This is a genomic window from Hymenobacter negativus, assembly GCF_017571495.1.
GTDB classification, from domain to species: domain Bacteria; phylum Bacteroidota; class Bacteroidia; order Cytophagales; family Hymenobacteraceae; genus Hymenobacter; species Hymenobacter negativus.
On record NZ_JAGETZ010000006.1, the window covers coordinates 12,959 to 30,498 of the forward strand.

Genomic DNA, 17,540 nt, shown 5'->3' on the forward strand with positions numbered 1-17,540 from the left:
AGAGTCCACGCTACGCCTTACCTTTGCGCCTGCAATGGTGCCAGACCCCGGTCACGGGGCGCGGCTGAAAAGGGAATTCGGTTCGATGCCGGAGCTGTCCCCGCAACTGTACGCTCCACATCGGGGCGGGCCACGATGCCACTGTTGGCTGGTTGAGTATCAATCAGCTAAATGGGAAGGCGGCCCGCTCGGCGGAGTAAGCCAGGAGACCTGCCAGGGCATTCACAGGTTCAGCATTCGCGGAGGACGAATGGAGAAAGAGAGCAGCGGCCGCCCTTGGACGGCCAGAGTACCCCTGTTTTTCGGCCTCGGTCTGACGGTAGCTGGCTTCGAAAGAAGCAGGCTGACGGCGGATTTTGAATCGAATTTTCTTTGCCGAAAATTTGATTCCGTTTCGTTTTTTTTCCTTTAAAATGACTGCCTTTTGGGGCGGGGTGCTGCTGGTGTGTAGCGCTGGCCCGGCTATGGCACAGAGCTACCCGCGCCCGGCCCGCACCAGCCTGACCGATAGCGTGCATGCCCTGCCCGATGTGCAGGTGCGAGCTAGTCGAACGGCCCGCTTTGCTGTGGGTAGCCGCCGGCTGCTAATTGATTCGACTGCCCTCAGCCAACAACGTGGCGGCACACTGGCCGATGTGCTGTCCGCTCGCAACCCCATCTATTTCAAAACCTACGGGCCGGGCCAACTCAGCAGCATCACGGTGCGAGGCACGGCCGCACGGCACACCGCCGTGCTGTGGAACGGCTTCAACATCAGTCTGCCTTCGTTGGGCGAGTCCGATTTTGCTACCTTGCCCGCCAGCGCCAACAGTCGGGTCGAGGTGCAGTTGGGGCCGGCTGGGGCCGCTTTTGGCAGCGGAGCTGTGGGCGGGGCAGTGCTACTGTCGTCGCCGTTGCGCTGGGGCCGCCAGGGCTGGGCCAGCGTGCAGGCCGATGCAGGCAGCTTTGGCTTGTGGGGCGGCAGCGTAGAAGGCGGCTTCAGCAACGAGCGGGTGGCCGCACAGGTGGCTGCTTCAGCCCGCACCGCACAGAACGATTTTACTTACGCTGAGCCCGGCACGGGCCGCAACCGCCGGTTGGTGAATGCCGCGCTGCGGCACCAGCGGAGTGTGGCCGAAGACCTAGCCTGGCGCGTAGGCTCCGGCGGCGAAGTCCTGGCTTCGGTGTGGCTGACGGATACCGAGCGGGAAATACAGCCCAGCCTGGGCGCAGCTAACCGGCACGCGATGCAGCGCGACCGTAACCGGCGCGTGCTGCTGGGCTACCGTCACACCATCTCGGACCGGCAAAGCTGGGCCGTGCGTGGCGCCTGGTTTGATGACGGCCTCGACTATTGGGACGACGACCTTGACAGCCCGTCTCGCGTTTTCACCACGCAGGCCCAAGCCGAATACACAGCCCAATTAACTACTCGACTGGGCGTGCACGCGGGTATGGAGGTTCAACGCTTTGATGCCCGAATTTCTGACTATGGTCGCAACCTGAACGAGTACCGCAGCGCTGGATTTCTACTGGCCCGCTACGACCCCTTGCCGCGCCTGCATCTGAGCGCCCAATTGCGGCAGGCTGTGCTGCCGGGGCAGCGCCCGCCACTGCTGCCAACAGTAGGAGGCGAGTGGGCGTTGCTCGACCGCGCCACCCAACACCTCGCCGCTAAGGCCAGCGCAGCCCGTAGCTACCGCGCCCCTACCCTCAACGAGCGGTACTGGAGCCCCGGCGGCAACCCCAACCTGCTGCCCGAAACCGGCATGGGCTACGAGGCCGGCCTGGCCTACAAGGGGCAGCCCGCTCAGCCCTCGACCCTGCGCTGGGAAGCCGAAATCACTGCTTACCGCCAAACCGTCGACAACTGGGTGCAGTGGTTGCCCGCCGCTGAGTACGCCGGCAGCTACTCGCCCCAAAACCTGCGCTTGGTACGCACTCAGGGCCTCGAAGCCAACGCCGAGCTCGGGTGGCGGCGGCCGGTGCACGGCATGCGGGTGCGGGCGGCCTATGCCTTTACGCAGGCCCGCAAGCTTGAGGGATACGCCCAGGATACCGACCCCGTGGGCATGCAGCTAGCTTACGTGCCCCTGCACGCCGCCACTCTCAGCACCGACCATACGTGGCGGGGCTGGCAGGCCGGCGCCGCGTTGCAGCTCACCGGCTACCGTTACACCAACGCTGCCGCCGAGGAGTTTCTGCCGTCCTACCTGCTGCTCAATGCCAACCTGGGTTACACGTTTCGGCCTGGCTTGGTATGGGCCTGCACTTTATTGCTGCAAGGCACTAACCTCGCCAACCAGGCTTACCAAAGCTATGCCTACCGCGTGATGCCTCCGCGGGCAGGGCAGTTCAGCTTGCGTGTGGCTTGGCGGTAGGTGGTCGGTTAAATCGAACCACAATTGCTTATTAATTAATCATTTTACCTTTTACAAATTTCATGTTTTCTCTCAAAAGATTGTCCTTGCTGGCGTTGGCCGGTAGTCTTTTCCTCACCGCTTGCGACCCTGACAAGGAAGACCCCAAAGTTGAATTGCCCAACCCTAGCGAGCGGGTGTATGTGGTGAACGAAGGCTATTTCCCCAACCCAGATGGCGACATCAGCTTGTTCAATACCACTACCAAAACGGTGGCTAGTGCCAATCTATATAACAGCGTAAACCGCACGGATTTAGGTGTTAACCCCCAGTCAATGACAATCATTGGCACGAAGGCCTACTTGGCCGTGACGGCCAGCGACTCGCTGAACGTAGTGACCCTCGCTGATTTCCGGCACTCGGCCGGCCTGCACTTAAAGCAGCCGCGCTACCTAGTGGCAGTATCGGCCACCAAAGCCTACGTGACGCAATGGAACGGCTATACTTTGCCGGGCACTGTGGGTATTATCGACTTGGCTACCAACCGTCTGACGGGTACTATCAGCACGGGCCTGGGCGTGCAGCCCGAGGAGATTCTGCTGGGCAAAAACGGCTTGGTGTACGTAACTAACACCAGCAGCAACTTTCTCACCGTCATCAATCCGGCCACTGATGCGGTGCAAACGCCCATTGCAACGCCGGACGGCCCCAAAAACATTGTGCAGGATAATGCTGGCAATATCTGGGTGCTTTGCAGCTCATACGCTGGCACTACTGACCACCTCATTCGCTTTAATCCGGCTACGCCAGCTACGCAAACCAATATTTCCTTTCCCAACGATTACAGAAACGGCAACCTGCGCATCACCCCGGCTGGCGACCAGGTATTCGTGTCGTTGGGCACGGGCACCTATCAGTTGCCGCTTACGGCTACGGCCTTGCCCGCTACCCCGGTTATTCGCCGTAATTTTTATGGATTGGGTATTGATAAAGACGGAGTCATTTACGGTGCTACACCCCGCGGCACGGCCAATGGCTACGTGGCCCGCTACACCACCACAGGTACCAAAATCGATTCCTTCCAAGTGGGAAAATACCCCAATGGTTTCGTGTTCAACTAATACTTTCCTTCCTTTTCCACATACCTTTTTTCTGTAAAAAGGGAAAAAGCCCCTCACCGCAAGGCGAGGGGCTTTTTTGATGGGGTAAACACCATCGGCTAGTCTGCGATGCCGTCGTGGTTGCGGTCGGTGGCTTCGCCGGCGGCTTTGTAGAGCTCCTTGCCGGTAGGGCGGTGGGTCGTGTCGCGGGAGAGGCCGGCCGTGGCCGAGTCGCCGCCCGCTACGCCGTCCTGGCCGGCGGCGGGGCCTTTTTTGGTATAGCCGCGCTCGACGTTGGTGTCGCCTTCTTTGGTGCCAGAGCTACAGGCGCTTAGTGAAGCGGTGAGAGCGAGGGCAACGGCAACGGGACGGAGGAGGGATTTCAGAAGCATGAACGCAAGGAGTAGGGGATGTGAAAGATGAGCGACGCCGCAAGGTAAAGAAATAACCTCCCGTGGCGCAACCCGAACCTGCGGGCCCGGGTACGGTTGTAGCGGTGTGCGTGCCTGATAGGTTACGTACATGTGGCTTCACTCGTATTTTTTCGCCCATGTTCTCTCTCAATTCCGCCGCTGTGCCGGCCCCGGCTTACACTTATACCGAATTCCGGCAGCTGGTCAGTGACCTGGCCGACGGGCGCCGCACCACCGGTCCCGAGCAGTCGCCCGGCCTGATTCGCTACACCGACCAGAACCAGGGCCACCTCGACCGTGCCTATGTGCTGCCGCTGCTGCCCGAGCTGGTAGAAAAGCTGCGCACGCTGCCCCGGCCCGAACAGTGGCTGGTGCTGGGCGAAGCCTGGTGCGGCGACACGGCCCACATCCTGCCCATCCTGGCGCACCTGGCTGATGAGAGCGGTGGGCGCGTGACGCTTCACGTTGTGCTCCGCTCTGAACATCCGGAGCTCATGGCCGCCCACCAAACCGATGGCAAAAACAGCATTCCCAAGCTCATCCGACGCGATGCGGCTACCGGCGCCGACCTCGGCGACTGGGGCCCGCGTCCAGCCGCGGCCCACGAGCTGGCGCACCAGCTGCACAGTGATAAAACGCTGCATACTAACCAGGTTGTGAAAGGGATGAACGAGTGGTACGCGGCTGACAATGGCGAGTCGGTACAGCGCGAACTGCTGGCGCTGCTGGGCTAGGTGTGCATTGTTCAACAGAATTCACGTATTTTCACCGTCCCGAATTCGTAAATCTATGCCTTTGCCTCTGCGTGCTCGCCTTCAAAAATACGTTGCCGCCTGGCCTTGGCGGCGGGTGGGCATCCTGGCCGGTATCAGCCTGCTGCTGGCACTAATGCTGGTGATTTACCTGTTTGGGGTGAGCGACCATTTTTTTGGTCGACTTTTTTCTGCCTTTTTCGTATTGTGCTGGCTGTTGGCGGTTACCTTCCTGGCCGTGGTACCGTTCGTGACCTGGGCCACCGCCCATTGGTTTGGGCGGGGCTGGGCCGAAGTCTCTACCCCGGCACCGCGTCCGCGCCGGGCGTCGGCGGGTGTTGCCGCAGCGCGTTCTCATTCTTCACCGGCTGCCTCACGGCGGCCCGAAAAATCGTAAAGCCCTTGAAAACTAATCTGCTGCATATCAAAAATATGGTGTGCCCCCGTTGCGTGGAGGCCGTGCATAGTCTATTGGAGCGTGCGGGCTACCGGCCCAAGGCGGTTTCCCTGGGCGTAGCCGAACTGGACGAAGCCACCCCCGCTGACCCCGAAGCTTTGGCGCCACTGCTGCACGCCGCTGGCTTCGAGCTGCTGCGCGGCCGGGCCGAGCAGCTGACCGAACAAATCAAAGGCACCCTGGCCGAGTACCTGGAGCACCTGCGTACGGCCCGTTCGCCCCTCACCACATCGGCCTTTCTGACGGACCGTTTTGCGGCTACCTACTCGCACCTGAGCAAGGTGTTTTCGCGCACTGCGCACCTCACCATCGAGAAATACCTTATCCGTCTCAAGATTGAGCGTGTGAAAGAGCTGCTCAGCTACGGCGAGCTGACCCTGAACCAAATAGCCGACCAGATGCGCTACAGTTCCGGCCAGCACCTGAGCAATCAATTTCGCCAGGTGACAGGCTATTCCGTGAGCGAATTCCGCCGCCTGATGACCCCTGAGCGCATGTCGCTGGATGCCCTGGCGTAACGCTTGGCCTTGCAAAGCCGCAGGCCGTAGCAACCAAGATTCAGCGTAATCAACCTGTTCTCTGCAACCAACCCGATAATGTGAAAAGCCCTGATACGACACTGTATCGGGGCTTTTTTGTAAATGGCTCTATCATAATCAAGAGCTTGTCACTTCGTAGGACGGATTAGTTGCGCTGACCCTTGGTTGCCACGGCCTGTGGCCTTGCAAGGCCAAACGCGCAATCCAATCCTGTTACGCAGCCTGGTACGCCTGGCACGCCTCCACGCAGGCCTGGCAGGCAGCGGCGCAAGCCTGGCAGTGCTCGTGCTGGTGCTGGGCACATTCGGTGTGGCACTTCCGGCAAATTTCGATGCACTCCTTGAGCACGTGCTGGGCGTGGTCGGAGCCGCGGGCAATGAAGGCGGCGGTAAGGCGGCAGATGTCGGCGCAGTCGCGGTCGAGACGGATGCAGGGCACCATCATGGCCACATTCTCTTCGTCGAGGCAGGCGTCGGCACAGAGCTCGCAGGCGGCAATGCAGCGGCTGAGAGCATCGAGAACAGCTTGGTTATTTGGGCGGGTGCGGGGGACGGGCGTATTCATCGAGACCTTTCTTAGCGGTGGAAGAAATTGATTGATAAGGCTTCTTACGAGCAAGGCGTAGGTGGTGGTCTTTCAAGATTCATGCGTCGGGCAATATAATTCGGGGGTAGAGGCAGCCGGGCTCGGCTCGCCAGGCCCGACCTTTGCCCGAAAATGAACCCTGGCGCCCGCTACCGGGTTAGTCTCCACTGTGCCTACTGCCTCGCCCCGCATTCTGCTGCTCACGCCACCGCTCACGCAGCTCAACACGCCCTACCCGGCCACGGCCTACATCAAGGGCTTTCTGGGCGGGCGCGGCTACACCGTGACGCAGGCCGACATGGGCTTGCAGCTGGTGTTGCGGCTGTTTTCGGAAGCAGGGTTGAAGCGCGTATTTAGCGCAATCGAAGCCGGTGATTTCGACCTAAGCGATAACGCGAAGCGGATGCTGCGCCTGCAAAACCGCTACCTGGCCACTATTGCTCCGGTCATCCGCTTCCTGCAAAACAAGGACCTCACGCTGGCCCCGCGCATCTGCCACGGCCGCTTCCTGCCCGAAGCCAGCCGGTTCGATAACGTGGCCGACCTCGAAACCGCCTTCGGCACCATGGGCCTGACCGACCAGGCCCGCCACCTGGCCACGCTCTACCTCGAAGACCTCGCCGACCTCATTAAGGAAACCGTGGGGCCGCACTTCGGCTTCTCCCGATACGCCGAGAAGCTGGCCCTCTCCGCCACCAGCTTCGAGCCCCTGCACCGCGAACTGGAAGCGGCCCCCAACTTGCTGGACCGCATGCTGCTGGAGGAGCTTGCGCCCCTGCTGGCGCGGGTGCAGCCCGATGTTGTGGGCTTCACCGTGCCCTTTCCCGGCAACCTCTACGGCGCCCTGCGGCTGGCCAAGCACATCAAGCAAACCTGTCCCGCAATTGTAACCATTATGGGCGGCGGCTACCCCAATACCGAGCTGCGCACCATCAAAGAGCCGCGCTTCTTCGACTACATCGACTTCCTGACCCTCGACGACGGCGAGGGACCGTGGCTGCGCCTACTGGAGGGACTAGCGGCGCAATTGCGGCCGTCGGTTGGCCAATCGGCGCCTTATACTGGTCAATCGGAGTTTGCTTCTGGGCAATCGGCGCCCCCTGCTGTAGCGTCCGAGTTTGCTTTTGGCCAATTGACACCTGTATCGGCTGTCTCAGCGTTTGCTCTTGGGCAATCGGCGCCTTCGTTTACCGAGTTGGCGCCTTACTCGGAGCTATTGCGGCCTTACCGGGCACCCATTGCGGCGGATTTGCCGTTGCAGCGCACCTTCCTTCGTAACGCGCAGGGTGAAATTGAGTACCGCAACCACCCGTATCCCGATGTGCCTCACCACGAAGTAGGCACGCCCGACTATTCCGATTTACCCCTGACGGAGTACCTCTCGGTGCTAGAAGTGCTGAACCCCATGCACCGCCTCTGGAGCGACGGCCGCTGGAACAAGCTCACCGTGGCCCACGGCTGCTATTGGAAGCGCTGCTCCTTTTGCGATGTGACGTTGGACTACATCTCGCGCTACGAAACCGCCCCCAGCACGCTGCTGGTCGACCGCATCGAACAAATTATCCAGCAAACCGGCCAGACCGGCTTTCACTTCGTGGACGAGGCCGCGCCGCCCCTGGCCCTGCGCGACCTCGCCGTGGAGCTGCTCAAGCGCCGCGTGCCCATCACCTGGTGGGGCAACATTCGCTTCGAAAAAACCTTCTCCGCCGACCTCTGCCGGCTGCTGGCCGCCTCGGGCTGCATCGCCATTTCGGGCGGGCTCGAAGTGGCATCGGACCGCCTGCTGGCCCTCATGGAGAAGGGCGTGACCATTGCGCAGGTGGCCCGTGTGGCCGACGGTTTCACCCAGGCCGGCATCATGGTGCACGCCTACCTGATGTATGGTTTCCCCACTCAAACCGCCCAGGAAACCATCGACAGCCTCGAAGTGGTGCGCCAACTGTTCGCGGCCGGCGTGCTGCAAAGCGGCTACTGGCACCGCTTCTCGATGACGGCGCACTCGCCCGTGGGCAAAAATCCGGCGAAGTACCAGGTGGCCGCCATTGGCCCTGAGCCCGCTGGCTTCGCGTGGAACGACCTCTGGCACGACGACCCCCTCGGCACCGACCACGAAGCCTTCGGCCCCGGCCTGGCCCAAAGCCTCTACAACTACCTGCACGGCGTAGCCCTGGATGAGCCGTTGGCCCGCTGGTTCGACTTCAAAACCCCGCGCCCCAGCACCCCGCGCCACCTTGTGCAGCAGGCCCTGCAAGCCCCCGAAAAACCGGATTTTGCCCGACAGAATCAGCGCTTGTTCTGGCTCGGCAACGCGCCCGAAATCCGCATTGAGCCCGGCAAAAAAGCCCCTCGCGCCATCCTCACCTGCTATGAGCAGGCCGAGGATTTTGAAGTGAAAACCACCGAGGCCGCGGGCCGTTGGTTACACCAGCTCCTCACCCAACTCACCGCTGATTACGATACTAAAATGCTGCTGAAGGACGCGGCGGCTTCCTTTCCGAAGTCGGAAGGGCCATTCGAGGCATTCCTACAAAGTCCGGCCTGGCAGCTGCTGCGCGAAAAGGGGCTGCTGATTATTTAGCTGAGCTCCAGGGCAGGAATATGTCTAAGTAATAAATCGCCAAATTCTGGTCGAATAAGCAGCGCCGTGCTATTCGCCTTGCAGCCAGTGCACCACGTCAGATGGCAGCCCTGGCCCGAAGCGCGGGTTCAACCCGTCCGAAACCAGTAAGTCGGGCCCGGTGGCGCGGTAAGGGCGCACCGTGGACCCGCGCCGGCTGCCCAGAGCCGTGCGCATGGCGGCAGCCTGCGCGTTTGCCCCCGGCCCGCCGTACAAGGCCAGTGTAGGCAACTTTCGGCCGCGCAGCTCCCGGAATGCTGCCCGCGCATCGGGCGTCACCATCGTATTCTGGGTGATGAAAAAGGCGGTGCGAGGTGCATTAGCCCCCGCCAATACAGTAGCTAGAACCGTGGCGCGGTTGCCCACGGCCCAGGCCCCAATATTGGTTGTATCGGCACCGGAAGTGCCACGCAAAAAGCGCAATGCTGCTTCCAAACGTGGGGTCTCGGCCGCTGTAGAGGTCGAGTCGACGGACGGTAGCAGCAGCACAATCAGGCCTTCGCGGGCCAACGCATCGGCCCAGATAGCTGCTGTAGGGGCGGTGCTGGCGTCGGGCAGCAGGGCGAGGGCCGCGCCGGGCGTGGTGGTGTCGGCCGGCGCAAAGAGCCAGGCTGAACCGTTGGCCTGCGGCACTTCTTCCACGCGGTAGGTACTGGGGGTGGGTACCCCGCGCTTAACCAGAATAGTTTTGACCTGTACTGAGTCCAGGGCCAGGGTACCGCGCCAGAAGTCGCCATCTAGCGTTAGGGTCAGCACCTGGCCGGGCCGGGCGGGCCGGGTGAGGCGCAGCTGGTTGTTGCTGAAAATGATGGTGTCGGACACGAAACTCAGGGTGCCGGCTCCGGCCACCGTCAGCTCGGCCTCGTAGTGGCCGGGGCTGGGGTGGCGAATATCCAGCGCCGCCCGGGTTTCGGCCTGCCCGTCCGCCCCCAGGCTGCCCTCGTAGTGCCCCACAGGCGGGGTGGCCGCTTCCGTGGTCTGCTCGTGGTGGGACTGGCAGCCCGCCAGCAACATCCCCGTCCACACCATCCCTAAAATCCCGCTATTGAAACGGCGACGAGTATCATGCGAATGGATAAGCGGGAGGATGGGCATGCGTGAAAGTAGGCGTTAGCGGCCAGCCAGGCCTTTGCGCAAAATCAAATCGGTCTGGGTGTCCTGGCCCAATTGAAACGCATGCTGCCCAATTTCGCGGAAGCCAAACCGTTGGTAGAAGGCCCGTGCCCGCTCATTCTTCTCCCACACTCCCAGCACCACAGCGGTGCAGTGTAGTTGCTCGGCCAGCGCTAGGATGCTGCGCATCAGCGCGGCTCCCAGGCCGGTGCCCTGCCAGTCTTCCCGCACATAGAGCTGCTTAATTTCCAAGCGGCCAGCTGTGTCCTGGGATTCGGGCACGCCTAGGTCAGAATTGTCCTGCAGCTTGGCGTAGCCAACGGCTTCGCCCTGCATATGCGCGATGAGAAAGGTGATTTCCGGGTCTTGCAGCTCAGCAAGCTGGATTTCCGGGCCGAAGGTCTGGGCGACAAACGCCGCCATGTTTTCTGGCGTGTTTTGGGCCTGATAGGTCTCCATAAATGTTTGGCGACCTACCTCAGCCAATTGGGTGGCGGTGGCAATGTTGGCTTTCGCCAGTGAAATACGCAGGGGAGATGACATCGCGCAAAGGTAAGGCCCGCCGTTTCTACAGCATTTCGTTACGGTCCGGGTTGCGAGTCGCGCGGTCGCCACGCCGCATTTGCAGCCCCCAACGCATCAGCAGCCCACTGGCAAGCAAGCCTAATAAGTTGACCGACAGCAGGGCAACCGACGCCGTGTCGACCCCGCCTACGTACCAGCCGTACACGCTTACGCCCACCTTCAGCAGCAGGCCCAGCCCCAAAAGGAAGCCGCTGCATATCAACAAAAGGCCCACCAAGCGGCTGGTGGCAGGGGCAAGGGGAGGGGTAGCCATAATGTTAGTTGATACGCACTGGGCAAATCCAGGGTTAGGGCACCCCGCCGGATTGCGAATCCGGTTCTTTGGCGTAATTTCGTTGCACCAAAGTATCCTGCGAGAGTAGCTCAGTTGGTAGAGCATCAGCTTCCCAAGCTGAGGGTCGCGAGTTCGAACCTCGTTTCTCGCTCATTTAAAAACAGCCATTTAGCTTCATTGCTAGGTGGCTGTTTCTAGTTTGGCGCATAAGGTAGGATTGGGGCCGATGTGCTTGTAATGCCAGGCATCACTATTAGAGGGAATGCTATCGTGTGGCAAAATGCGTCTGCTATAGCATCGTAGCTGAGGTGCTAGCGTGGGTAGTAAAACACCTCTAGCCGGAGCGGTAGGCAGCAGGGCCCACTACCCGCTCCGACTTACACCGCCTTATATCAGCTTGTCGGGCGTGATGGGAAGCTCGCGCACCCGCTTACCGGTGGCGTTGAACACGGCGTTGGCAATGGCCGGCGCCACGCCGATGGTGGCAATTTCGCCGATGCCTTTCGTGCCCAGGGCATTGACGTGCGGGTCGGGCTGGTTGACAAAAAAGACCTCCACAGCAGGGGCGTCGGCGTGCACTGGTACGTGGTAGTCGGCCAGGTCCTTGGTCACGTAGCGGCCGAAACGGTCATCGATGAGGGCGTGTTCCATCAGGGCCATGCCAATGCCGCCCACGGCGCCGCCTTTCATCTGGTTGCCAGCAGTTTTTTCGTTAATGATGGTGCCCGCATCGGCGCAGCTCACCAGCTTGCTTACCCGCACTTCGCCCGTGAGTTGGTGCACCCGCACTTCGGCAAAATGTACCGAGAACGAGTACATCGAGTACTTCTGGCCATCGGGGCCGGGTTTGGAATCCACGGCTACGGCGGTGCCGCCGGCCTGCCGCACCAGGTCGACGTAGTTGGCGCGGGCGGTGGGGTTGCCATTCAGGGTGAGGTAGCCGTCGGCAAACGCCACGTCTTCTTTGCGGGCTGCGGCAAAGGCGCTGTTGCCGGTGGCTGCCAGTTCGCGCAGCTTGTCTTTGAGGGCTAGGCAGGCTTCTTGCACGGCCGGGCCTACGCTGTTCACGATGGCCGAGCCACCCTGCGTAGGGGCCTGCGCAAAAGTGGAGTTGCCCCATTCAAACCGGATTTTCCCAGGTTCCAGGCCCAGGGTGTCGGCAGCAATCTGGGTCATGGCTGTACCGGTGCCGGGGCCAATGTCCGTGACGGCGCTTTGCAGCAGCACCGTGCCATTGGGCAGCAGCTGGGCGTTGGCTTTGGACGAGCCGCGGTGCGCCCCAAACGTGCCCACGCCCATGCCATAGCCGATAAGCCAGTCGCCCTCGCGCAATGCGCCAGGCTTGAGCTGGCGCTTGCTCCAGCCAATGCGGTCGGCGCCGGCCTTGTAGCATTCCTTGAGAAATTTCGTGCTCCAGGGGCGGTTCCGCTCGGGGTCCTGCTCGGTGTAGTTGCGCAGGCGAAACTCCAACGGGTCGAGGTTCAGCAGGTGGGCCATTTCGTCCATGGCCGATTCCAGGGCAAAAGCGCCGGTTGCTTCGCCGGGACCGCGCATCCAAATGGGCGAGCCAATATCGAGGGCCACCAACCGGTAGCGTGTGGTGAGGTTGGGAGCCTCGTACATCATGCGTGTCTGGCCCAGTGTGGACTCGGTAAACTCCTCGTAGGTGGAAGTCTGCCCCACGGCCTCGTGCGTAATGGCCGTGATTTTACCATCCGGCGTGGCACTCATCCCGATTTTCTGCCAGGTGTGGGGCCGGTAGCCCACCATCGTGAACATCTGCTCGCGGGTGAGCATGAGCTTCACCGGCCGGTTCACCACTTTGGCGGCAATGATGGCTGCCGACTCGTGGGGCCAGCTGTGCAGGGCATTGCCGAAGGCCCCGCCCACGAAGGTGGCAATCACCTTCACGTTCTCCTCGGGCAGGCCCCACTGCTTGGCAAAGTCGCGGCGGGTGGCCATGGTGCCCTGGGTTTTGTCGTAGAGCGTAAGCCGGTCGGGAGCTTCCCAGTGAGCCGTAATGGCCTGGAGCTCCATGGGATGGTGCACTTCGGTCGGAATCACGTACTCGGCTTCCAGTTTCAGCGCACCGGTTTTGTAGGCGTCGGCCTGGCCGCGCTGGTAGTCGGCCACCGGCGACTTAGGGTTTTTCTTCGCCTGCGTTGGCAGGAAGGCATTGGGCCGATTGGCTTCCAGGTTGGTTTGGTGGGCTTCCTTGGCATATTGAGCCTTGACCAGGCCGGCGGCGAAGCGGGCCCGCTCCAGGGTGTCAGCCACCACTACGGCAATGGGCTGGTCGTTGAAGCGAATTTTATCATCGACCAGCACCTGCAGGGCACTGCCGACGGTTTGGGGCTGCGAGGGGTCTTTGCCTTCCGGCTTGGTGCCCGGGGCCTTGGGGGCGTTGAGGTGGGTAATAACGGCCAGCACACCGGGCGCGCGCTCGGCATCTTTTGTATCGATGCTGGCGAGGCGGCCCTTGGCAATGGTGCTGCCCACGAGTACGGCATAGGTAATGCCCGGCAGCTCGTACTCGGCTGAGTAAGTGGCCGCGCCGGTCACTTTCAGCCGACCGTCCACCCGGTTCATACCGGTCCCAATTTGCTTGCTTAGTGGTTTCATAGGTAAGGGGGTGTAGCGTGGACTCTGCGATTCCGCGCTGGAGCGAACATCCTGACAACGCGCAGGCTTCCGGAGCCCACGCTACAGCTAAGCGGTTGTGGCAGTTTTCAGGGCTTGAATGAGCGTATTCGGGGCCAGTTTCAGCTTATAGGCATTGTGCTTGAAGGCTTTTGCGCCTTGCATAGCCACCTCTGCGGCCTGCCGGAACGTGGCTTCCGTGGCGGGTTTGCCAACCAACGCCTGCTCGGCCGCCGTGAGGCGCCAGGGCTTGTGGGCCACTCCGCCCATAGCCAGCCGCGCGGCTTTGATGGTGTTGCCGTCCAGCTCCAGTGCGGCGGCAGCACTCACCAAGGCAAAAGCGTAGCTGGCGCGCTCGCGCACCTTATAGTAGCTCACGTGCTTGGTAAAGGGGGCATCAGGCACGTCTACGGCGGTAATCAGCTCGCCCGGTTCCAGGTTGGTGTCGCGATGGGGCGTATCGCCGGGTAGGCGGTGGAAGTCGGCAAAGGAAATACGGCGGTCGCCCTTGGGGCCACTCACCAGCACGGTGGCATCGAGGGCCACCAGGGCCACGCTCATGTCGGAGGGGTGCACGGCAATACACTTGTCCGAGAAGCCGAAGATGGCGTGCATGCGGTTTATGCCTTCCAGGGCGCCACAGCCGGTGCCAGGCTCGCGTTTGTTGCAGGGCATGGTGGTGTCGTAGAAATAGGGGCACCGGGTGCGTTGCAGCATGTTGCCGCCCACCGTAGCCATGTTGCGCAGCTGGGCCGAGGCCCCGGCGTTGAGGGCCAGTGCCAGTAGCGGCTGCTTTTCGCGCACCAGCTTGTCGTCGGCTACGGCCGAGTTCAGGGCCAGGGCGCCGATGCGCAGGCCGTTATTCTCCCGCTCAATTTTGGCGAGAGGCAGGCGGTTGATGTCGACCAGCTTTTGCGGCGTCATCACGCCGCGCTTCATCAGGTCCACGAGGTTGGTGCCGCCGGCAATGAAGGTGGCATTAGCATCTTTGGCCACGGCTTCAATGGCGGCCTGCTGCTTGGTAGGCCGTACGTATTGGAACTGGTTCATACCTTTTTTCCTCCGTCTTTTACTTCCTGAATGGCTGCCACAATGTTGGTATAAGCCCCGCAGCGACAAATGTTGCCGCTCATGTACTCCCGGATTTCACCCTCTGAGCCGGCGTGGCCTTCCCGCACGCAGGCCACGGCACTCATAATCTGGCCCGGCGTGCAGTAGCCGCACTGGAAGCCGTCGTGTTTCACAAATGCCTCCTGCATGGGATGCAGCTTGTCGCCATCGGCCAGGCCCTCAATGGTGGTTATTTCCTTGCCATCGTGCATCACGGCAAAGCTCAGGCAGCTGTTCACGCGCTGGCCATCTACGTGCACCGTGCAGGCGCCGCACTGGCCATAGTCGCAGCCTTTCTTAGTGCCGGTGAGGTTCAGGTTTTCGCGCAGCAGGTCGAGCAGCGTAGTGCGCGGCTCAACTTTGAGCTTGTGCCGGACGCCGTTGACTTTCAGGCTCAGCGGCACTTGCTCGAAGGCCTCCGCTACCCGCTCATCCAACTTGCCCGCGGCGGCTTCTACCACGGTGCCCGGCACGAAGGCCAGCGCCGTGAGCAGCGACGACTGTTTGAGAAAGGTGCGCCGGTTTTCGTCGTGGTTGGCTGGTACTTCGGGTTCAGAGGCCATGATAATGAAGGAAGAAGTAAGCAGAAGGGTGAAAATATCCGTAGCCAGCGGGAGCCTCCGCAGCGTGTGAAGCCGGGGCAGGCATCTCAAAGCTACTTGATGTCCGGCCCGGCGGCGCTCCTGAATTCAAGGGCACGATTACCCTTTTCAAAAGCTCAGGCAGCACGCCATGGGCTAGTGCCTGCTAGTACGGTGCCGGGCGCCTTTCTGATGCGCTTCAGCTTTGATGTTATCACCTACAAGCTGTGCTTGCTTCAAACTGTTTTCGGTACTGCGCCCCTGGTTTGGCGCTGGCTGGTTCTTTGGGCAGCGCTGGCCCACAAGGTGGGTAATGCGGTCCCCAATCAATTTGCTACTTTTGGGGCTTGCCCCGCCCCAACGATTACCCCATCCCACCTGGTGAAGCTTTTACTCGTTCTTTGCGGCTTATTGCTCAGTCTGTTGCCGGCCCGCGCATTCGCCGGAGCAGCTACTGCCGATAGCCTGCTAACGGAGCTAAACCAAGCGCTGGCCCATAAAAAGCAATACGACGGGCAGCGCCTGAACCGCATTGCTGTGCTCACGGCCGATTTTGCTTCGGCCGAAGTCGGCGACGATACCCGGTTCGACCTGGGCTTGCGTATTTATGATGAGTACAAGGCGTTTAAGTATGATTCGGCCTTTGTATACTGCCAGAAGATTACGCGGCTGGCGGAGCGGCTGAAGAAGCCGGAGAAGATAGAAGTAGCCAAGCTCAAGCTGGCTTTCGTGCTGCTGTCGTCGGGCCTGTTCAAGGAAACCTTCGAAACGCTGGAAAGCATCCGGCCGGCCTACCTGAACGCGGCCGATAAGCAGAGCTTTTACTTCCTGATTGCGCGGGCCTACAGCGACCTGGGCGATTTCAACCAGGACCAGACCTACCGGCCTATCTACTACCAAAAAGCCCTGGCCTACGCCGACACGGCGCTGCTTTTCAGCCGGCCGGGTTCCTACGAGTCGCTTTCGGTGCAGGAATTTCGGGCCCAGAAAAACAACAACCTGGCCACTGGCACCGCCGTGTACGAGCAGATTCGTCGGCTGCCGCACCTGTCGCTGCACCAGCTGGCCGTGAGCGCCAGCACCACCGCCTACGTGTACGAGCTGGCCGGCCAGCCCGATAAGGCGTTTGAGCTGCTGTTGGTGGCCGCCATTGCCGACGTGAAAACGGCTACTAAGGAAACCACGGCCATCTTCAAGCTCTCAGACTACTGCTATCGGCAGGGCGACCTGAAAAACGCCTACACCTTTATCAAGGAAGCCCGCGAGGATGCCACGTTTTACAAGGCCCGACAGCGGCAGATTGAAATCAGCCATGTCTCGTCTATCATCGAGGGGCAGAAAATCAACATCATCGAGAACCAGCGCAAGTCGCTGAAAACCTACGCTATTATCATGACGCTGTTGGCGGGCGTGGTCATCGGCTTTGCGGTCATCAGCTTTCGGCAGCTGCAAAAAGTGCGCAAGGCCGACCAGTTGATTTTTGCCGCCAACCAGGAGCTGCGCGAGCGCAACGAGGCCCTGCATGAGCTGAACAGCGACCTCAACGAAGCCAACAAGATTAAGGAAGAATACATTGGCTTCTACTTCCACAACAACTCCCAGTACATTGACAAGCTGGAAACGCTAAAGAAGCGCGTCGATGCCCTGCTGGCCAGCAAGCAATACGCCGGCGTGCAAAAACTGGTGGACAGTGTGAACATCAAAACCGAGCGCAACGAGCTGCTAAAGGGCTTCGATACTGTATTTCTGCGCCTGTTTCCGAACTTTATCGCGCAGTTCAACGCCCTGTTTCGGGAGGAAGACCGCATTCAGCTGCCCGAAGACCAGCTGCTGACCACGGAGCTGCGCATCTTCGCCCTCATTCGCCTAGGTATTGTCGACAGCGAGCAAATCAGCCGCATGCTGGGCTACTCCATCAACACGATTTATACCTACAAAACCCGGGTAAAAAATCGGTCGCTGCTCCCCAATGAGGAGTTTGAGGCGCGCATCCAGGCCATCCAAGCTGTTTAGTAATACAGCTGTGTAAAACCTGAGTTTGCAGCATAGCCGCAACACCGCTACAAGTTGGTGGCCCCCGAATAATAGAGGCGAGAAGAAGCCGCGTAGCGACGACAGAACCAATTGGAAATCTGTCACCGCTACGCGGCTTTTCTAGTTCATACCCGGGGTTGGCTACCAACCTGTCGCCACGTTGCTGCTATGCTGCTTGCGGTTTTGGGGTTTGTGTCTTCTGGGCCTTTTCCATCGTGCTGGCATGTGGTCGGTGCCGTCCTGTATCCGCTCCAATTGACGTTCGGTGAGTGAGCACTCATTCGCTGATTCAGGGCTTTGGAGCTGGAGTTCTTAAATGCATAAAACTGCCCGCTTTATCAGCGAATTCAGGAGGTTTCGGCCTCTTTTTTCAAGGGAAAACATAGCTAAACTGGCTATAC

At 60.7% G+C, this 17,540-nt stretch carries 15 protein-coding genes, 1 tRNA gene and 1 riboswitch; of the genes, 8 read left to right on the plus strand and 8 right to left on the minus strand.

Annotated features, from left to right (window positions below):
• Window positions 1-18 precede the first annotated feature (18 nt).
• A riboswitch (cobalamin riboswitch) is annotated at window positions 19-233 on the plus strand.
• 180 nt (window positions 234-413) lie between these two features.
• Window positions 414-2,360 carry a TonB-dependent receptor plug domain-containing protein gene (locus J4E00_RS14105; protein WP_208175824.1) on the plus strand — a complete coding sequence of 649 codons (1,947 nt, stop codon included), beginning with the start codon at window positions 414-416 and terminating at the stop codon, window positions 2,358-2,360.
• 62 nt (window positions 2,361-2,422) lie between these two features.
• The gene (locus tag J4E00_RS14110; protein ID WP_208175825.1) at window positions 2,423-3,460 is read left to right on the plus strand and encodes a DUF5074 domain-containing protein; all 1,038 of its coding nucleotides are present in this window, start codon (window positions 2,423-2,425) and stop codon (window positions 3,458-3,460) included.
• A gap of 98 nt (window positions 3,461-3,558) precedes the next feature.
• On the opposite strand, the gene J4E00_RS14115 is transcribed toward J4E00_RS14110, so the two are convergent.
• Complete coding sequence (locus J4E00_RS14115) at window positions 3,559-3,831, minus strand: hypothetical protein (protein ID WP_208175826.1); 273 nt, start codon at window positions 3,829-3,831, stop codon at window positions 3,559-3,561.
• A 158-nt stretch (window positions 3,832-3,989) separates the two neighbouring features.
• Between J4E00_RS14115 and J4E00_RS14120 the strand changes: the two genes are divergently transcribed.
• Genes J4E00_RS14120 through J4E00_RS14130 form a run of 3 tightly spaced genes read left to right on the plus strand, consistent with a single transcriptional unit; the run spans window position 3,990 to window position 5,579 of the window.
• Complete coding sequence (locus J4E00_RS14120; RefSeq protein ID WP_208175827.1) at window positions 3,990-4,586, plus strand: thioredoxin family protein; 597 nt, start codon at window positions 3,990-3,992, stop codon at window positions 4,584-4,586.
• 55 nt (window positions 4,587-4,641) lie between these two features.
• Window positions 4,642-5,001, plus strand: a complete 360-nt coding sequence (locus J4E00_RS14125) for a hypothetical protein (RefSeq protein WP_208175828.1) — start codon at window positions 4,642-4,644, stop codon at window positions 4,999-5,001.
• Window positions 5,002-5,006: 5 nt separating this feature from the next.
• Window positions 5,007-5,579 (plus strand): helix-turn-helix domain-containing protein, encoded by a 573-nt coding sequence (locus tag J4E00_RS14130; protein WP_208175829.1) that lies wholly within the window; start codon window positions 5,007-5,009, stop codon window positions 5,577-5,579.
• Window positions 5,580-5,813: 234 nt separating this feature from the next.
• Here J4E00_RS14130 and J4E00_RS14135 read toward each other — a convergent pair whose 3' ends face one another.
• On the minus strand, window positions 5,814-6,164 hold the full coding sequence (locus tag J4E00_RS14135) for a four-helix bundle copper-binding protein (protein WP_208175830.1): 351 nt from the start codon (window positions 6,162-6,164) through the stop codon (window positions 5,814-5,816).
• Window positions 6,165-6,354: 190 nt separating this feature from the next.
• Between J4E00_RS14135 and J4E00_RS29520 the strand changes: the two genes are divergently transcribed.
• Entirely contained in the window at window positions 6,355-8,763 is a 2,409-nt protein-coding gene (locus J4E00_RS29520) for a B12-binding domain-containing radical SAM protein (protein ID WP_317196629.1), read from the plus strand.
• 69 nt (window positions 8,764-8,832) lie between these two features.
• Here the strand turns inward: J4E00_RS29520 and J4E00_RS14150 are convergent, their stop codons facing one another.
• The 3 genes from J4E00_RS14150 to J4E00_RS14160 are packed head-to-tail and all read right to left on the minus strand — an operon-like array spanning window position 8,833 to window position 10,753.
• Complete coding sequence (locus tag J4E00_RS14150; RefSeq protein ID WP_208175831.1) at window positions 8,833-9,897, minus strand: hypothetical protein; 1,065 nt, start codon at window positions 9,895-9,897, stop codon at window positions 8,833-8,835.
• 15 nt (window positions 9,898-9,912) lie between these two features.
• Window positions 9,913-10,458, minus strand: a complete 546-nt coding sequence (locus J4E00_RS14155; protein ID WP_208175832.1) for a GNAT family N-acetyltransferase — start codon at window positions 10,456-10,458, stop codon at window positions 9,913-9,915.
• Window positions 10,459-10,483: 25 nt separating this feature from the next.
• Complete coding sequence (locus J4E00_RS14160) at window positions 10,484-10,753, minus strand: hypothetical protein (RefSeq protein WP_208175833.1); 270 nt, start codon at window positions 10,751-10,753, stop codon at window positions 10,484-10,486.
• A gap of 99 nt (window positions 10,754-10,852) precedes the next feature.
• Between J4E00_RS14160 and J4E00_RS14165 the strand changes: the two genes are divergently transcribed.
• A tRNA-Gly gene (locus J4E00_RS14165) sits at window positions 10,853-10,925 on the plus strand.
• A gap of 236 nt (window positions 10,926-11,161) precedes the next feature.
• On the opposite strand, the gene J4E00_RS14170 is transcribed toward J4E00_RS14165, so the two are convergent.
• The 3 genes from J4E00_RS14170 to J4E00_RS14180 all read right to left on the minus strand — a co-directional run bounded on the left by J4E00_RS14170 (window position 11,162) and on the right by J4E00_RS14180 (window position 15,087).
• A complete protein-coding gene (locus J4E00_RS14170; RefSeq protein ID WP_208175834.1) occupies window positions 11,162-13,396 on the minus strand; it encodes a xanthine dehydrogenase family protein molybdopterin-binding subunit in 2,235 nt (744 codons plus the stop codon).
• A gap of 87 nt (window positions 13,397-13,483) precedes the next feature.
• Window positions 13,484-14,464, minus strand: coding sequence for an FAD binding domain-containing protein (locus tag J4E00_RS14175; protein ID WP_208175835.1), 981 nt, complete (start codon window positions 14,462-14,464; stop codon window positions 13,484-13,486).
• On the minus strand, window positions 14,461-15,087 hold the full coding sequence (locus J4E00_RS14180; RefSeq protein WP_208175836.1) for a (2Fe-2S)-binding protein: 627 nt from the start codon (window positions 15,085-15,087) through the stop codon (window positions 14,461-14,463). The genes J4E00_RS14175 and J4E00_RS14180 overlap by 4 nt, the downstream gene beginning before the upstream one ends.
• A 210-nt stretch (window positions 15,088-15,297) precedes the next feature.
• Here J4E00_RS14180 and J4E00_RS14185 point away from each other — a divergent pair, with 210 nt between their 5' ends.
• Window positions 15,298-17,118, plus strand: coding sequence for a DUF6377 domain-containing protein (locus J4E00_RS14185; RefSeq protein ID WP_208175837.1), 1,821 nt, complete (start codon window positions 15,298-15,300; stop codon window positions 17,116-17,118).
• Window positions 17,119-17,540: the final 422 nt, after the last annotated feature.

What these genes read in the sequence shown, in the direction of transcription:
- J4E00_RS14125 (WP_208175828.1), top strand. Translation starts at nt 4,642, where the DNA reads ATGCCTTTGCCTCTGCGTGCTCGCCTTCAAAAATACGTTGCCGCCTGG.
- J4E00_RS14150 (WP_208175831.1), bottom strand. Translation starts at nt 9,897, where the DNA reads ATGCCCATCCTCCCGCTTATCCATTCGCATGATACTCGTCGCCGTTTC.
- J4E00_RS14175 (WP_208175835.1), bottom strand. Translation starts at nt 14,464, where the DNA reads ATGAACCAGTTCCAATACGTACGGCCTACCAAGCAGCAGGCCGCCATT.
- J4E00_RS14120 (WP_208175827.1), top strand. Translation starts at nt 3,990, where the DNA reads ATGTTCTCTCTCAATTCCGCCGCTGTGCCGGCCCCGGCTTACACTTAT.
- J4E00_RS14115 (WP_208175826.1), bottom strand. Translation starts at nt 3,831, where the DNA reads ATGCTTCTGAAATCCCTCCTCCGTCCCGTTGCCGTTGCCCTCGCTCTC.
- J4E00_RS14170 (WP_208175834.1), bottom strand. Translation starts at nt 13,396, where the DNA reads ATGAAACCACTAAGCAAGCAAATTGGGACCGGTATGAACCGGGTGGAC.
- J4E00_RS14160 (WP_208175833.1), bottom strand. Translation starts at nt 10,753, where the DNA reads ATGGCTACCCCTCCCCTTGCCCCTGCCACCAGCCGCTTGGTGGGCCTT.
- J4E00_RS14105 (WP_208175824.1), top strand. Translation starts at nt 414, where the DNA reads ATGACTGCCTTTTGGGGCGGGGTGCTGCTGGTGTGTAGCGCTGGCCCG.
- J4E00_RS14110 (WP_208175825.1), top strand. Translation starts at nt 2,423, where the DNA reads ATGTTTTCTCTCAAAAGATTGTCCTTGCTGGCGTTGGCCGGTAGTCTT.
- J4E00_RS14180 (WP_208175836.1), bottom strand. Translation starts at nt 15,087, where the DNA reads ATGGCCTCTGAACCCGAAGTACCAGCCAACCACGACGAAAACCGGCGC.
- J4E00_RS14155 (WP_208175832.1), bottom strand. Translation starts at nt 10,458, where the DNA reads ATGTCATCTCCCCTGCGTATTTCACTGGCGAAAGCCAACATTGCCACC.
- J4E00_RS14185 (WP_208175837.1), top strand. Translation starts at nt 15,298, where the DNA reads ATGCGCTTCAGCTTTGATGTTATCACCTACAAGCTGTGCTTGCTTCAA.
- J4E00_RS14135 (WP_208175830.1), bottom strand. Translation starts at nt 6,164, where the DNA reads ATGAATACGCCCGTCCCCCGCACCCGCCCAAATAACCAAGCTGTTCTC.